The sequence below is a fragment of the Lactobacillus sp. UMNPBX12 genome, from assembly GCF_002553955.1.
GTDB lineage: Bacteria > Bacillota > Bacilli > Lactobacillales > Lactobacillaceae > Lactobacillus > Lactobacillus crispatus.
This window is the reverse complement of sequence record NZ_PCYY01000024.1, coordinates 1-16,145: the sequence shown is the minus strand read 5'-3', so window position 1 is coordinate 16,145 and position 16,145 is coordinate 1. Positions and strand designations below refer to the sequence as shown.

Sequence of the window (16,145 nt, the reverse complement as noted above, 5' to 3'; positions counted from 1 at the left end):
AAGAATCCCCTATTCTCTATGGACGATACACATCATCAATGATGTCAAAGCCTTTATCTGCTAAGCTTTTATCTACCCAACTTAAATCAACTTCTCCTTTGCTAAAGGCAATTGCTTTAGCCTCATCCTGCTCATGAAAAGCTTGTGCCTTAGGCAAAATCTCAGGAGCATCTTTACGTGGAATACAAATTACTCCATCAGCATCCCCTAAAATCACATCACCTGGGTTAACACTAACATTCCCACAAGCAACAGGTACATTTATTTCACCAGGTCCTTCTTTATATGGTCCACCTGGGGTAGTACTGGTTGCATAAATCGGCAGTTTCCAATTTCTTAAATTATCAATATCACGAATTGGGCCACCAATTACAATACCTGCAATTTTCTTTTGATAGCGTAAGTAAGACATCATTACCTCACCAATCAAAGATCTAGTGTTATCACCCTCGTCGTCGATGACAATCACATCGCCTGGCTGGCAATACTTTAAAGCCGCATAAATTGCTAAGTTGTCACCCGCCCTGGTGTGAACCGTAAACGCTGGACCAACCATTTCCTCATCAGGATTCGACATTAACTTAATTCTAGGATTCATAGCACAATTTCGTTCCATGCAATCCGCGGTATTAGAAGCTGGGATCTTTTTAAAACCAGCTACAACTTTTGGATCAGGCATTTGCCTCTTTAAATAAATTCTTTTTCCTACAGGCATAGAGTAGCTCTCCCCTCTTTATGCTCCCTAATCTATCTTGTTATTGTTAAACAAGCCTTTTTATAAAAACTAAAACTCATCACAACTCACAATTAGTATTATACACTTATCAATGGATTAAGCGGTTACAAATTTTGAATTATTTTGATTTTTTACTTATTTTTTGAATTATTTAAACTCAAATAATTATGCAAAAAAAGAGAACTGGCTAATTAAACCAGATCTCTTTACTTGATCTTTGTTATTTTGATCTTATTCACCAAAGTTTTCCCAAGGCATTACATCAATTGCAGGTTGATCAAGCAACTCTTGCAATTCTTTTGGTAAAAATTCTTTCTTCACAATCACATCATAAACATATTGTTCAAACCATGGCTCGCTCATTTCGTAGAAGCCCTTGTGTCCATATTTATCACCCCAAGAATTTTCAACCTTCCACTTGCGAATGTGACCATTATCTTCATCAACACCAACTAAAGTCATATCATGAGTGGCAAAACCTTCCCCTGTATTCAAGCGGTCAGCCTTACTCATTTGCGTATCTACGTGGAATAATTGATCAGTCTTGTACAAGTCGGTATCAAGAAAACCAGTCTTTCTTTCCATTTGCTTTAAAACGTCATTACCAAAGCTGACTGCTTCACCTGCCTTAAGTTGCGCCACTGCAGCTTGAGCTAAATATTCAATTGGTACATTCAAATACTTAACTTGATCACCACCAGCAACATTATCATAAAGTGGCAAATGGTAAACTTTGTTGTATTCATGATTAGGGATGTTGGACAAAGCAACATAATCATCGAAATTAAAGCTCTTGAAATACTTTTGGACAAAAGCTTGTGGTGTCAGATCACGTTCCAAGTGATATTTCTTATCATCATCACGATATTCTAAGTCAAATTTCTTTGGTGGTTCACCCAAGGCTACAGAAACCATGCGATAAATCTCGTTCAAGAATTCCTTCTTAGTTTTTTCTGCTTCATCCTTCTTACCTTCACTGACTAATTTACGCAAAACAAGCGCATCTTTTCGTTCCTTGCGAGCCAAGTTCTCAGCCAAAGCAGTAGTATTATTGGTATTAAAACTCTCTGGCATTGCGTATGAAGGTACTACACCATATTTTTTAACTAAGTTAATGGCCATAGTCCAAAGACCACCATCTTCACCAGCAAATTCAAGCCATGCTTGGACATGACGATCAGTCAAAGGTTTATCTGCTAAACGAATAATTGCATTGTAAAAAGCGTTAGCACGTTCAATCTTGTCCCAGAAGAAATTATAAGCTTGTGAGAACGTAAAATCCTTGACCTTGTTTTCCTTGCCAAAGTAGTGGCGCAAAACATTCAAAGTAGTGAATTCCCAGCAACGACCAGAATGCTTCTGATCAGTTACACCGCCAATATCAAGTTCAGTTGAAAAGACATGGTTAAGTCGTTCTGATACGCGGTCATTAAATGAAGCTTCAAGCAAACCACTACGACGAGCAGCACGAGAAGCTACTTTATTCTCAGGATTAGAATTAAAGCTTTCAGAAAAGCCTTCAATTTCTTGTTGTGAAATAACTGTCATGATATACCTCGTTAATTCTTATCTTTTAATCTTTTTATTAATCTTTTCTTATATAATACTATTTTCTAGCTTTTTTGTCATTAAGAAAAAGCCCTAGTTTTTTTGACAACTAGGGCTTTTAATAAAATTAATGATCAATTAAAGGTTTATACCTGACAAAACTTCTTGCATCTTGTCTGCTGAGTTAATCATCTTAGCATGCTCAGTATCGGAAAGCTTAGTTTCAATTACCTTTTCGATCCCTTCACCGTTAATAACGGTTGGGGTACCTAAGTAAAGATCATGCTTAATACCGTATTCACCATTAATCGGAGCTGAAAGTGGCAAACAAATTGCACGATTGTCCAAAATAGCTGAGACAATTTGAGTAAGCATCATTGCAACACCGTAGAATGTAGCACCTTTGTTGGCAATGATCTTGCCACCCTTCTTACGCACATCGGTCTCAATTTCTGCTAGAACATCATCGTTGATTTCTGAGTAATCACGGAGTGCCTTACCTGCAACTGTTGATTCATCAAAGTTTTCAAAACTAGTATCACCGTGTTCACCAAGAACCATTGAGTTAACCTTAGCAACTGGGACATTCAAACGCTTTGAAAGTTCAACACGAAGACGCATTGAATCAAGTGAAGTACCAGTACCAATTACACGGTTCTTAGGGAAACCAGACAACTTTTGGGTCAAAGTCGTCAAAATGTCAACTGGGTTTGCGGAAACAACAAAGACACCATTAAATCCTGATTCAACTACTGGCTTAACAATACTTTCCAAAATCTTAACGTTCTTGTTAACCAAGTCAAGTCTAGTTTCACCTGGCTTACGAGGAACACCAGCAGTGATCACACAAACGTCAGCATCTTTAGCATCACTATAATCGGCTGCAGGATGAATATTGGTTTGACCCATAAATGGCGTAATATCTTCAAGGTCCATTGAATCACCAACAGGACGATCCTTAGCTACATCAAAAATTGCTAATTCATCAACAATTGTATTTTGCAATAAGTCATTTGCAAAAGTTGAACCAACAGCACCATCACCAACAAGAAATACTTTTCTACTCATAAGTTAAATTAGTCCTTTCAAATGTTTATAAACTGTTTTTTATCTACATGATTAATTATACACTAAGCGCTTTCATTAGACACGATTTATTCCATAATTATAAATTATAATATCCCATCAAAATCTCGCCAGTGTTATTATTTCTATCGAAAAAGAGCAGTTAACCAACCGCTCTCTTTACATAATCTTTCTTATATTATTTACTTTCACGAACATATTTAGCCATCTGAATACCTGCTTGACGACCAAAAATAACTGTTTCGGCAATTGAGTTACCACCAATTCGATTATTTCCATGAAGTCCGCCAGATACTTCACCAGCTGCAAATAATCCATCAATTACATTACCATTAGTATCAAGTACTTGAGTTTCAGTATTAATATGAATACCACCCATAGTATAGTGAATTGCTGGATGAACATGAATTGCAAAGTATGGACCACGATCAAGTTCACGATCCATCCCAGTCGTTCTGCCAAATTCTTTATCCTTACCAGTTGTAACGGACTTATTCCAAGCGGCAATGGTCTTTTCTAAGTTGGCACCATTTACGCCAATTTTTTTAGCTAAATCAGCCAAATCAGTACCATGTTCTACTAAACCAATCTGGTCATAAAACTCAACTGCAGCAAAATGAGCCCGTACACCTGAGTCAAAAATCAAGTATGCCCCATCTTCATGCAAATTAGTAATTGCACTAGAAACAATCTTTCGTGTACTTAATTCATTAACAAAACGTTGACCATTCTTGTTAACTAAGATAGCACCTTCACCGCGCAGACCTTCACCAATTAAATAAACATGCGGATTATCAGTATCTGCAGTTGGGTGAACCTGAATGAAGTTCATTTGCATTAGTTGAGCATCAAGTGCTTCAGCAAGCTTCAGTCCATCGCCTGTAGCCCCTGGCTGATTAGTAGTCTTATAGTCAACTAAGTCTGGACGATACTTCTTAATGATATCCTTGGAAGCACCAAAGCCACCAGTAGCTAAAAGAACCACCTTAGCTTTAACTGTTTTAATGCCATCTGGTGTCTCAACTTCAACACCATTAACGCGCTTCTTAGCATCTTGCAACAACTTGGTAACTTTAGCACCAGTAAAGATGTCAATACCCGCTTTTTTCACCTGTGTTGTCATTCGTGAAGTTAGATAAAATCCAACTGGTTCCATTGAAGCAGGACGGTGAGCACGTTTCTTACTCATCCCTCCTGTAATGGTCAAATCAGTTAAACGAATACCATATTTCATCAACCATGAAATAGCTAAAGCAGAGTGGTTAACAAAGTACTTCAACATGGCACGGTCATTTAATAAACCTCCACCTTTTAAAGTTTCTTCATAGAAGTCATGGTTATTATCAATGATCCCTTCGTCAAGCTGAACCAAAGATTCAGAAGCGTTCATTCCACTTGAAGCACGACTAGTGTTACCACCAGTTTTCTCATTTTTTTCAAGCACAACAACATTTAGACCTAGTTCATGAGCTTGAAGTGCAGCAGTCAGACCTGCTCCGCCTGAGCCAACAACGATAGCATCATATTTATTCTTTAATTCTTTTGTATTTGGCATTTCTTACTTTCCCTATTCTTCTGGAGTAGACTTATCAACATTAGTCATTTGCATATAGTCCATCCATTCATCATATTGTTCTTCAGTAACTTTACCACTCTTCAAAGCAGCTTCTCTTAAAGTAGTGCCTTCTTTATCAGCAGTTTGCGCAATCTTAGCAGCAGCATGATAGCCAATATGTGGCGACAAGGCAGTAACGGTCATTAATGAATTCTCAAGTAATTCATCCATTCTTTCTTCATTAACCGTTAAGCCATGAATCATTTTATCAGCAAAACCAGTAATTGTACCAGTTAAAATATCACAACTATCTAAGAATGATGCAATGATGACTGTCTTGAAGACGTTCATTTCAAAATTACCTTGACTAGAAGCAAAGGTAATGGTGGTGTCATTACCAAATACTTTAGCAGCAGCCATTGTCACAGCCTCTGCCTGAGTTGGGTTAACTTTACCTGGCATAATACTTGAACCTGGCTCATTTGCTGGAATATTTAATTCATGGTAGCCCGCTCTCGGACCTGAAGCAAGTAAACGAATATCTTGCGCAATCTTAAACATATCAGCAGCCAATGTTTTAAGGGCACCATGAACTACATCAAGACCTGAATGGTGAGCTAAGCCCCAGAATTTATTAGTTTTAACTTCAAATTTATGACCATAGACTTCTGATAATTTACCAGCAATTTTTTCGGTCATTCCCGGTGCTGCATTCAAGCCAGTCCCTACAGCAGTCCCACCAATAGCTAATTCGTAGAGAGTTGGCTTCAATTCACGAATATATGATAAGTCATGTTTAAGAGCAGAAATATAGCCAGATAATTCTTGACCAAAAGTCAAAGGCGTTGCGTCTTGTAAGTGGGTTCGACCAACTTTAACAGTCTTCCAATATTTCTTTTCTTTAACAACTAATTCATCAATTAAGTGTTGAATTGCTGGTTCCAACTTGTCCAATGCTTCAACGGCAACAATATTCATTGCAGTTGGATAAGTATCATTAGATGATTGACCACGGTTAACATCATCATTAGGCAAAATATCTAAACCTGGGTGCAATTTATTAGCCAAGTTAGCTACAACTTCGTTAACGTTCATGTTGCTTTGAGTACCTGAACCGGTTTGCAAAACATGAAGTGGGAAGTCCTTACGCAAGTCAGTATCGCTTAAAGCTAGCAAATGATCAATTGCATCTTCAATTGCTTCGCCTTTTTCTTTTGGTTCATCGCCAACTTCAACGTTACTTTCTGCAGCTGCCTTCTTTAAGTGTAAAAATGCTCGAATAATTTGCAATGGCATCAATTCACCACTTGGGAAGTTATTGCGGCTTCTTTCAGTTTGAGGGCCCCATAAAGCATTTTTAGGGATCTTAACTGGACCAATAGTGTCACTTTCAACACGGTATTCTTCTTCGCTCATATTATATTCCTCCTTATTAAGCTCTATAAGGTTTGCGTTAATTATCAATCACCATTTATAATACCTGTAAAGGCTTTCTTTTTCAATTTCATTCCAAAAAAAGACCCAGGATTTTTCCTGGATCATAGTTTTATCTAGACTGGTGATTCATTCTTTTAGCAAAGAAGTCACCAATGATTTGAACGATAAAAATCAAAATAATTACTAATACAGTAGCTACTAAAGTAACATCATTATTGAATCGGTTATAACCGTATGAAATAGCGGTATTACCTAAACCACCGGCACCTACAGCACCAGCCATTGCAGTCAAACCAATCAAAGAAATAATCGTCACCGTCGAAACACGAATCAGTTCTGAGCGAGATTCTCTTAAATAAACATCAAAGATAATATCACGCGCAGTTGAGCCCAAACTTTCTGCGGCTTCAACCTTACCTGGGTCAACACTTTCTAAAGCAACTTGCACCTGACGAGCATAAAATGGAAATACGCCTAAAGTTAATGGTACTAAGGCTGCCTTCATTCCGATCTGTGTACCTACAATTTTTTGAGTAACTGGTGCAACAAAGGCAAGCAGGATAATGAACGGAATCGCTCTGAAGATTGAAACTAGCTTATCTGAGAAATTGTACCAGAATTTATTGGGCCGAATCCCGCCATCCTTAGTTAAAACTAAAATCACGCCAAAGATAATACCAAGAATGCCACCAAAGATAGCTGACCAAAAAGTCATAAATAAGGTCTGAAAAATACTAGTGCCCCAGCCAGCGTCTCCGCCCCAGCCAAGTTGAACAACATTGGGTAAATATTTACTTAAGAAACTAATCATGATATACATTCCCCTTTTCATCTAAACGTGTAAATGTCACATTTTGCTTAGCCAAAAATTCTTGTGTTTGCTTTTGCTTAGCTGGATCGCCTTTCACCAATACCACCAAAGTACCAATTGGTTCTTCATTCAAAAGTTCAACATTCCCATAAAGCATTGAAACTTCTACGCCAATTTGCTTATACAATTCAATAATGATTGATTTAGTCACATTAGCTACGCTGTAAACTAATTGATAAATTGCTTCATTTTTGCCAAGCTTATCAAGCGCCAATGAATTCAAAGTAGAAATCGCTTCAAGTGATCCACCAACAAACTTCTTGGTTAAATCCTGCTTAGGATGTAAGAAGACATCTCGCAAACTGCCGTCTTCAATCACATTGCCGTGTTCCATGACGGCGACCTTAGTGGCAATCTTCTTAACAGCATCCATTTCGTGCGTGATTAAGATGACCGTTAAGTGGAACTTTTTGTTCAAACGCTTAAGCAGGTCCAAGATTTGTTGCGTATTTTGTGGGTCCAAGGCACTGGTTGCTTCATCAGAGATCAAAATATCTGGATTATTAGCCAAAGCTCTAGCAATCGCTACTCTTTGTTGTTGCCCACCAGATAATTCAGCTGGATAAAAGTCAGCCTTATCTTTTAAATCAACCAGATCAAGCAGTTCCAATGACCGTTTTTCTAATTCCTCATCACTCAACTTTTCATGTTTTAAGGCAAAGGCTACATTTTCTAATACAGTCGTTTCATTTAATAGGTTAAACCCCTGGAAGATCATTCCGATGTTTCTGCGCTTTAATTGCAATTCTTTATTAGAAATCACCTGCTTGCCATCTTTAACAAATTCAGTGCCATCAACGGTAATACTACCGGCAGTTGGTTTTTGTAAAAGATTGACCGTTCTAACTAAAGTTGACTTGCCGGCGCCAGAGAAGCCTACAATTCCATAAATGTCGCCTTTTTCAATGGAAAGAGAAACATTATTCACTGCTTTAACTGGTTCGCCCTTCTTCTGAGGGAAGGCCACTTCTACATTTTTTAATTCAACAATACTCATTTTTGATCCTCCTTACTTCAACTTAACGTCCCAGGCTGCAATTTGCGTATTGCCATAGTATTTCTTAGTTAGCTTCTTAGTTTCTGCAGTTTGGTAAGCCATGACGACATCTTGGTAAAGCTTGTCCTTTTGTTTGCCTTGTTTGACACAAAGAATGTTAATCCATTGTTTTGAATCTTTGTTAATTGGTTCAATGTAAATCGTTTGCTTATCAGTCAAGCCAGCAGGACCAGCATAATCATTATTTACTACAGAAGCGTCAACTGAATTCAATACTCGACCAGTTTGTTCAGCACCGATTTCCTTAATCTTGTAGTTATTTGGATTGCTGGTGATATCAGCTACAGTAACTAAGGTCTTACCCTTCTTCAACTTAATTAAGCCGGCATTTTTCAAAACAAACAGTGCTCTTGATTCGTTAGTAGCATCGTTAGGCACTGCAATCGTGGCACCATCAGGTAAGTCACTCAATTTATGATACTTGCGTGAATAAAGTCTGATCGGTGCGATGTAGGTTCTACCAATGGCGACAACGCCACCGTGATTTGCCTTATTCCAATCCTTTAAGAAGGCATAGTGTTGAAAAGCATTCATGTCAATATCGCCCGACTTCAAGGCCTTGTTAGGTTGGTTGTAATCCGTAAAGTTCTTAGTTTTTAAGGTAATACCATATTTTTCCTTAGCCGTTTTAGCAATTGACTTCCAAATTGCGGCTTCGGCTTTACTTTCCCCAACGATTCCGACTGTAACAGTTTTTGCCTGATTTTGACTGGGAATTCCTGGACCAAAACTAAACCAACCTGCAATCACGATCAGTATCCCAATGATCGTCCAAATAATGGTATTTCTTCTTCTCCGTTTTCTCATAAAATACACTCCTACTTTGATAAAAATAAAAAAGCACCCATCCCAAAAGGACGAGTGCCCGCGTTACCACCTTTAATTCGCTGATCACTTACGTAATCAACCTCACTGGCTATCAAAAAATAGCCTGCACTGTTAACGGATGCAGCCCCGCCGATAGCTAAATATCACCACCGGTCATCGTTCCAAACCCATATTCACTAGCTCCTATTTGCCAACTTTCACCACCACGCTGGCTCTCTTTATCAATAGAAGTTCTAGTTACTCAGTCCTTCAAGATGTTGTTTTCTTGATTTGTTATAAATAAGTTATCATCTTATTTTAATCTAGTCAACATCTTTTTTAATTTTTATTAGATAAAAGCGATTTCATTGTATAATTAGGATATAGTTAAATAATTTATTTTTGCTAAGGAGAAAAAATGAAGAAAAATCGCTTTCGAAGTTTTGCTCTCTCATTAGCTGCAGCAATTGGATTCATTTCTTTTGCTAATACTAATGTCCCATGCAACAATCAAACCGTCTATGCTGTTTCAGATAAAGCATTGGTCAATTTGAAATACCACAACAAAGAAATTGTGACCGTTGATCATGATCAGCCGCAGTTTTCTAAGAGTACATTGAGCAAGAAAAAAGGTCCATGGCAAAAATATAGCCAATTAGATTATTTGAACCGAGCTCATGCTGCTAATGCTTTACTAAATAAAAGATTAATGCCACATAGTCAGCGTGCGGCCTTAACTTGGAATCCGACCGGCTGGCATAATAAACGAATCGCTAGTGGTTGGTTGTATAATCGGTGCCATCTAATCGGCTATCAGTTGACTGGTCAAAACAACAATCCACGCAATTTGATTACCGGTACGCGTGAATTAAATGATCCGGATATGCTTAAATATGAAAATGAGGTTGCTGAATATTTACGTAGTTCGAGCAAAAACTATGTACGCTATCGGGTTACTCCAATATTTAAAGGGAATGACCTATTAGCTAACGGCGTTGAAATGGAAGCCGAAGCAACTAGCAAAAACGGGCCTCGCTTTAATGTCTACATTTTTAATGAGCAACCTGGTATGTTGCTTAATTACAAGACCGGTACTTCTAAGGTTAAACATGGGTCTAGTACTATTGCTGAACATGTAAAATCTAGAAAACGATCCACTTCTCGAGTAACCAAGAAACGAACCATTCACCATATCAAAGGTACTGTATCCACTGCAGAACACCGAGTCGTTGGCAATCGTCGCAGTAAGATCTACCATGTAATGAATGGGCAAAATTATCATATGTCATCAGCTAATGCAGTTTACTTCAACAGTGAAGCTGCCGCACAAGCTGCTGGATATCGAAAATCATTAAGGTAGTAAAAAAGTCAGAGCAAAACTCTGGCTTTTTCATTATCTTCTTATTTCACATTATTTTTGCCACGATCATATGCTTCCTTGAATTCCGCAAAAGTCATGTTCTTTCCTTTTTGATCAAAGACAACCAACACTTCGGCGATTCCATCCAAAATTTTAGATAACCATCTAAAGATAGTCACTGCCGCACAGAATAAGACCGCCAAAATAAATAATGATTTGTTATTAAGCATTGTCAATGAGAACAATCTTGGGAAAAAGATAGTTGAGCCAATAATACAGATAACTGATAAGCCCATAACAGCAAGTCTAAATTTGTTTATTGGTGCCGAAATATGATACATCACCATAAAACCAACTAAGACTAGCAACATAGTCGCTGTCGTGCCTACCTGACCATGATCAAGTGAGATAGAGGCCCCTGCAATGACTAAAATTGCAACTGCCAGCCAATCTGTTAAGCCCCCTGGAATTGCCCGAGCTAAAACATTTGGCATAAACTTTCCACGAATTCGCTTGTGGTTGCTTTCTAAGGCCAATAAAAACGACGGCAAGCCAATTGTAAATGCAGAGATCAATGTGATCTGGGCTGGCTGCAGCGGATAATTGATTGTCATAATCAAAGAGAAGATGGCCATCAAGAATGAAAAAATATTTTTCACCAAGAACAAGCTGGCTGAACGTTGAATGTTATTAACTACTTGCCTGCCTTGGTTCACCACTAACGGCATTTTAGCAAAATTAGAATCGAGCAAAACCACTTGTGAAGCTTGCACTGCAGCACTATTACCAGAAGCCATAGCGATTGAGCAATCCGCCTTTTTCATCGCTAAAATATCGTTAACTCCGTCTCCAGTCATGGCTACGGTATTACCTTGATTTTGCAAAGCAACGACAAACTTTCGCTTTTGATCAGGCTTAACCCGGCCAAAGACATTATAGTTTTGCACGGCCTGCTCATATTCACCATCTTTAATAGTTTGCGCATCGATATACTTATCTGCCCCATTAATTCCAGCTTGCTTAGCTACTCGAGCAACGGTTACCGGATTATCCCCAGAAATAACCTTGATATCAACACCTTGCTGGTTAAAATATTGAAAAGTTGACTTGGCTTCTTTACGAATTGGATTCGACAATAAAATATAACCGAGAACTTGTACATTTTCCTTTAAGGCGGAATTATCTTCAGTTAATATGCCAGGATAATTAGCCGCAATCAACACCCGGTAGCCTTCTGCGGCATATTTTTCAAATTCAGTTTGATATTGCGCAAATTGATCACGCAAAACCATTTCAGGCGCACCAATTAAAGTTGTCTGATTGCCAAAAATTACACCAGAATATTTATTGACTGAGGTAAAAGGCAAAATGCTATCCGCTGTTTTGGTTCCATCTTTAAAATAGGCTTGAATCGCCTTCATCGTCGCGTTATCAGCTGGCATGTTTTTAGCAAAATCCGCAATGATGCTACTTAAATCACCAGTAAAATTCTTGCTACTAACAGCTTTTTCTACGGCCATCTTCGGTTCGGTAATTGTTCCCGTTTTATCTACACAAAGGACATTTACTCGGGCTAAAGTTTCAACACTCTTCATATCGTGCAGCATTACTTCTTGTCGCGCTAATCGCATAGCAGCTAGAGCTAAGGCAATCGTAGTCAATAAATATAGCCCTTCTGGAATCATCCCAATTAAAGCAGCTTCCATGGAAGTGATACTACGCTTGAGTCCAATATTATTCAAAAAGAAACTCTGACTAAATAGGGCAATTCCCACCGGAATAATGATGATGCCGACCCATTTAACCAGACGATTGATTGAACGCACCATTTCAGATTGTTCAACACTGCCCATTGCCTTTGCTTTGATCGTTAATTTAGAAATATATGAGTCTTTACCCACTTTTTCTAAGACGGCATAAGCCTTACCAGAAACTACAAAAGAACCTGACATTAATTCTGCGTCTTTAGTCTTAGTGATTTCATCAGATTCACCTGTCAACAAGGCTTCATTAACCCGCAGCTCACCTGAGATTACCCGCGCATCAGCTGGAATCTGGTCACCAGTTTGTAAAAGAATGACATCATCTTGAACCAATTTTTCGATGGTAATTTTTTCTTCTTGCCCATCACGCACCGCGATAATTTCCGTCGCATTCATCACGTTTAACTTGCTTAAAACTTTTTTAGCACGAAGCTCCTGCACAATACCGATAATCGTGTTTAAAACAATCACTGGTAAAAAAGTCAGATCGTTCCAGGCACCAACAAACACCAATAGCACAGCCAAAATAGCAAAAATCAAGTTAAAATAAGTAAAGACATTTTCTCGAATTATTTGAGTAGCTGTTTTGGACTGGTCATCAATGGCTTGATTAACCTGTCCATTTTGAATTCTTTGATCAACTTCAGCTTGAGTTAATCCCGTTATTTGTTTATCTGTCATAATTTTCTGTCCTATACTGAAAATACTTTCATCCATTATAGCGAAAAATAAAAAAGCCACGCAACTCTGCGAGACTTTTTAACAATTATCTATTTTTTCTATGATAAGTTAAAAAAGTATAGTCATACTTGTTCTTTTCATCATGATGATGCTCTTCGCGACTAACTAATTCAAAATCATCATAGTTAATCGCTGGCATCACTGTATCAGTTTTAAAATTAGCTTTGATCTCTGTTTTTTCTAAAAGATCAACTTGATCAAGTAACGCCCTAAAGATTGAAACTCCACCAATTGCACAGATTTCTTCAGTCTGATGTTGACGAAGATATTCATTTAATTCAGCTAATGTGGACACAATCTTCACTTGCTCATTACCCGCATATTTTTGCTTTAATTCTTGACGATGAGTTAAAACAATATGTTTTCTCTCTGGTAACAAGTGAGGCAAACTCGCAAAGGTTTTTCGCCCCATGATGATCGGATGACCTATGGTCTTTTCCTTAAAATGCTTCAAGTCAGCCGGCAGATGCCAAGGCAAATGGCCATCGATGCCAATACCATGCTGCTGATCTTCAGCCCAAACAAAACTTAACATTGAGACCTCCTAAACTGCAACCGGTGCCTTGATCGTGCCATGGTGCTGATAATTCAGCACTTTGATATCTTTCATTTCAAAGTCTTCAATGTGCTTTTTTTCAGGATTAAGCCACAATTCAGGTGAATCATATGGCGTCCGACTCAGCAATTCCTTCACTTGGCTAAAGTGGTTGCGATAAATATGTGCATCCCCTAAAGTATGTACAAATTCACCCACTTTTAAGCCGGTTTCACGCGCAATCATGTTCAAGAGCAGCGAATATGAAGCAATATTAAATGGCACGCCTAAAAACATATCACCACTTCTTTGATAAAGCTGCACGCTAATTTTGCCATCGACTACATAAAATTGGAACATGACATGGCATGGTGGCAAAGCACTAGTTGGCACATCTTCCGGATTCCAGGCCGTGACAATCATTCTACGAGAATCTGGCGTTTCCTTAATTTGCTTAATCACGTCAGCAATTTGATCGATAAAACCGCCTGTCCGCTTTTCCCAATGACGCCATTGTGCCCCATAGACATCACCTAAGTTGCCATATTTCTGGGCAAAAGCAGGATCATCAAGAATGCGCTGATTAAATTTCCTCATTTCTGCTTGATAAACTTGATTAAATTCTGGATCACTTTGACTACGCAAACCAAAATTAGTCATGTCAGGACCCTGATATTCAGGACTTTGAACCCAATTTTTGAAGGCCCATTCATCCCAAATATGATTGTTATGCTCTAGCAAAAAGCGAATATTGGTATCGCCCCGTAAGAACCACAACAATTCACTTTTAATCAAACCAAATGGCACCTTTTTAGTCGTTAAAAGTGGAAAGCCCTGTGTCAAATCAAAACGCATTTGGGCACCAAAATATGATCTAGTTCCAGTACCAGTTCGATCATCCTTGTCATGTCCTTCAGTCATAATTTTTTCTAACAAATCCAAATATGGTTGTTCAAGAATTGCCATTATCTTCACCTTTCAAAAAACATTTCTTCTAACATACCATAGATCTTGTATGTTGGATAATGAAAAACCATAGATTTAGTATTTCATACAAAAAATAAAAAGGTGAATAATCACCTTAATTATTTTTCTTAAATTCACTTTTATGTCTGACTAAGTAGACAATTGTTGCCACAATCAAGACTAGTGCCCCAGCGATAACTGAAATTCTTGTATCAGGATTGATAAACATAAAAATCACAATCAGTATTAACATTGCAAAGGCAAAATAATTCGAAAATGGATACAAAGGCAACTTGAATGGATGATCTTGCATTGCACCTTTGTTATGTCGTCTAAATCTTAATTCAGCCAGCAAAATCACAAACCACGGGATCATCCCTGGTAAAACAGAGGAACTAAAGACAATCACGAATAAGTCACTGGCTGAATGATTGAATTGCGAAGCAATTACATTCAAAACAAAACCAATAAAAATACCACCAGAAATGCCCATAATTGCCCGATCGGGTACAATTCGCTTAGAAATATGCTTAAAAATACCAGGAGCTTCATGATCATGTGACAGTTTAAACAGCATTCTACTTGAAGAATAAATTCCTGAATTAGCTCCAGAAAGAGCCGCTGTTAAAACAACGAAGTTAATTATTGAAGCAGCCGCAGTAATCCCTACTTTAGCGAAAGTCGTTACAAATGGTGAACCTAGGCTGTCTAATTTATCCCAAGGATAAATCGTTACAATGACAAAAATTGCTCCGACATAGAAAATTAGAATTCTAAACAAAACTGACTTAACACTTTTAACGATTGCCTCTTGTGGATTAGCTACTTCTCCAGCAGAAATACCTAATAACTCGATTCCTTCATATGAACCAACAATGATTGACATTGAAAAGAAAAATCCTTTTATTCCACCAGTAAAGAAACCACCGTGAGACCATAAATTGCTAAAGCCAGTTGGATGTCCCCCATTACCAACGCCAAAGAAAATAACAATAAAGCCTAAAATAATCATTAGAATAATTGTTACTACTTTGATCATGGCAAACCAAAATTCTAATGAAGCATAGGCTTTAGCACTAGCTAAGTTGGCCAAAAGCAGAAAGGCAATAATAATTATGCCCGACCACAATGCTGAAATATTTGGCCACCAGTACTTCAAATATTCAGTTGCCGCGACTACTTCGGACATTCCTACTACAATATATTCAAAGACATTGGCCCACATCGCTAAATAGCCGGCTAAGGGATGCACATATTCTGTTGCATAATCAGCAAATGAACCTGTACCAGGATTGATATAGAGCATCTCTCCTAGTGCTCGCATCACAATGTATAAAATTAAGCCAACAAACATGTAAGCTAGTAGTACTGATGGACCGGTCCATTTAATAGTCGAGGTTGACCCCATAAACAAACCAACACCGATAGCACCGCCAAGAGAGATCATTTCCATTTGACCTGCTGTCATTGTTCGTTTGAGTTGAGGAGCTTTAGATTTTTTATTCAATTTTCACAACTCCAATAATTAATCTATCCTAATTAATAACCCGCAATTAATTTACTGGTTAAATCACCATTTTGTCAAGGTTCAAATTAAAAATGTAAGTGTCAATATTTTTGCGGTAGGTTGTGAACCATTAGTCTAACCTTAATTTCTTAAATATTTATCTGATTTATTTCCCT

At 38.0% G+C, this 16,145-nt stretch carries 13 protein-coding genes; 1 reads left to right on the top strand and 12 read right to left on the bottom strand.

Annotated elements, in window-relative coordinates; translation table 11 throughout:
* Positions 1-16 precede the first annotated feature (16 nt).
* From CP363_RS08765 to CP363_RS08730, 8 genes are all read right to left on the bottom strand, one after another.
* Positions 17-715, bottom strand: a complete 699-nt coding sequence (locus CP363_RS08765) for an RraA family protein (protein ID WP_098036149.1) — start codon at positions 713-715, stop codon at positions 17-19.
* A gap of 252 nt (positions 716-967) precedes the next feature.
* Positions 968-2,284 carry a C1 family peptidase gene (locus tag CP363_RS08760; RefSeq protein WP_013086260.1) on the bottom strand — a complete coding sequence of 439 codons (1,317 nt, stop codon included), beginning with the start codon at positions 2,282-2,284 and terminating at the stop codon, positions 968-970.
* A 138-nt stretch (positions 2,285-2,422) separates the two neighbouring features.
* Positions 2,423-3,352, bottom strand: coding sequence for an L-lactate dehydrogenase (locus CP363_RS08755; protein WP_005720302.1), 930 nt, complete (start codon positions 3,350-3,352; stop codon positions 2,423-2,425).
* A 196-nt stretch (positions 3,353-3,548) separates the two neighbouring features.
* The gene (locus CP363_RS08750; RefSeq protein ID WP_098036148.1) at positions 3,549-4,925 is read right to left on the bottom strand and encodes a flavocytochrome c; all 1,377 of its coding nucleotides are present in this window, start codon (positions 4,923-4,925) and stop codon (positions 3,549-3,551) included.
* Positions 4,926-4,937: 12 nt separating this feature from the next.
* Positions 4,938-6,341, bottom strand: a complete 1,404-nt coding sequence (locus tag CP363_RS08745) for a class II fumarate hydratase (RefSeq protein WP_005722356.1) — start codon at positions 6,339-6,341, stop codon at positions 4,938-4,940.
* A 130-nt stretch (positions 6,342-6,471) separates the two neighbouring features.
* On the bottom strand, positions 6,472-7,173 hold the full coding sequence (locus CP363_RS08740) for a methionine ABC transporter permease (RefSeq protein WP_005722357.1): 702 nt from the start codon (positions 7,171-7,173) through the stop codon (positions 6,472-6,474).
* Positions 7,166-8,230, bottom strand: a complete 1,065-nt coding sequence (locus tag CP363_RS08735) for a methionine ABC transporter ATP-binding protein (RefSeq protein ID WP_005720297.1) — start codon at positions 8,228-8,230, stop codon at positions 7,166-7,168. Before CP363_RS08735 ends, CP363_RS08740 begins: the two co-directional genes overlap by 8 nt.
* Positions 8,231-8,242: 12 nt before the next feature.
* On the bottom strand, positions 8,243-9,097 hold the full coding sequence (locus tag CP363_RS08730) for a MetQ/NlpA family ABC transporter substrate-binding protein (RefSeq protein WP_054832833.1): 855 nt from the start codon (positions 9,095-9,097) through the stop codon (positions 8,243-8,245).
* 418 nt (positions 9,098-9,515) lie between these two features.
* Between CP363_RS08730 and CP363_RS08725 the strand changes: the two genes are divergently transcribed.
* The gene (locus tag CP363_RS08725; protein WP_005720295.1) at positions 9,516-10,457 is read left to right on the top strand and encodes a DNA/RNA non-specific endonuclease; all 942 of its coding nucleotides are present in this window, start codon (positions 9,516-9,518) and stop codon (positions 10,455-10,457) included.
* A 41-nt stretch (positions 10,458-10,498) separates the two neighbouring features.
* Here the strand turns inward: CP363_RS08725 and CP363_RS08720 are convergent, their stop codons facing one another.
* The 4 genes from CP363_RS08720 to CP363_RS08705 all read right to left on the bottom strand — a co-directional run bounded on the left by CP363_RS08720 (position 10,499) and on the right by CP363_RS08705 (position 15,969).
* Positions 10,499-12,901, bottom strand: coding sequence for an HAD-IC family P-type ATPase (locus CP363_RS08720; RefSeq protein ID WP_098036147.1), 2,403 nt, complete (start codon positions 12,899-12,901; stop codon positions 10,499-10,501).
* Positions 12,902-12,986: 85 nt separating this feature from the next.
* Positions 12,987-13,496: a dihydrofolate reductase gene (locus CP363_RS08715; RefSeq protein ID WP_098036146.1), complete on the bottom strand. Its 510-nt coding sequence runs from the start codon at positions 13,494-13,496 to the stop codon at positions 12,987-12,989.
* 9 nt (positions 13,497-13,505) lie between these two features.
* Positions 13,506-14,462, bottom strand: coding sequence for a thymidylate synthase (locus CP363_RS08710; RefSeq protein ID WP_065990872.1), 957 nt, complete (start codon positions 14,460-14,462; stop codon positions 13,506-13,508).
* A 115-nt stretch (positions 14,463-14,577) separates the two neighbouring features.
* On the bottom strand, positions 14,578-15,969 hold the full coding sequence (locus tag CP363_RS08705) for an amino acid permease (protein ID WP_005722362.1): 1,392 nt from the start codon (positions 15,967-15,969) through the stop codon (positions 14,578-14,580).
* Positions 15,970-16,145 lie beyond the last annotated feature (176 nt).

Bases quoted from the DNA above. Each gene is read 5' to 3' on its own strand.
- CP363_RS08765 (WP_098036149.1), bottom strand. From the start codon at position 715: ATGCCTGTAGGAAAAAGAATTTATTTAAAGAGGCAAATGCCTGATCCA.
- CP363_RS08740 (WP_005722357.1), bottom strand. From the start codon at position 7,173: ATGATTAGTTTCTTAAGTAAATATTTACCCAATGTTGTTCAACTTGGC.
- CP363_RS08750 (WP_098036148.1), bottom strand. From the start codon at position 4,925: ATGCCAAATACAAAAGAATTAAAGAATAAATATGATGCTATCGTTGTT.
- CP363_RS08735 (WP_005720297.1), bottom strand. From the start codon at position 8,230: ATGAGTATTGTTGAATTAAAAAATGTAGAAGTGGCCTTCCCTCAGAAG.
- CP363_RS08760 (WP_013086260.1), bottom strand. From the start codon at position 2,284: ATGACAGTTATTTCACAACAAGAAATTGAAGGCTTTTCTGAAAGCTTT.
- CP363_RS08730 (WP_054832833.1), bottom strand. From the start codon at position 9,097: ATGAGAAAACGGAGAAGAAGAAATACCATTATTTGGACGATCATTGGG.
- CP363_RS08755 (WP_005720302.1), bottom strand. From the start codon at position 3,352: ATGAGTAGAAAAGTATTTCTTGTTGGTGATGGTGCTGTTGGTTCAACT.
- CP363_RS08725 (WP_005720295.1), top strand. From the start codon at position 9,516: ATGAAGAAAAATCGCTTTCGAAGTTTTGCTCTCTCATTAGCTGCAGCA.
- CP363_RS08720 (WP_098036147.1), bottom strand. From the start codon at position 12,901: ATGACAGATAAACAAATAACGGGATTAACTCAAGCTGAAGTTGATCAA.
- CP363_RS08710 (WP_065990872.1), bottom strand. From the start codon at position 14,462: ATGGCAATTCTTGAACAACCATATTTGGATTTGTTAGAAAAAATTATG.
- CP363_RS08715 (WP_098036146.1), bottom strand. From the start codon at position 13,496: ATGTTAAGTTTTGTTTGGGCTGAAGATCAGCAGCATGGTATTGGCATC.
- CP363_RS08745 (WP_005722356.1), bottom strand. From the start codon at position 6,341: ATGAGCGAAGAAGAATACCGTGTTGAAAGTGACACTATTGGTCCAGTT.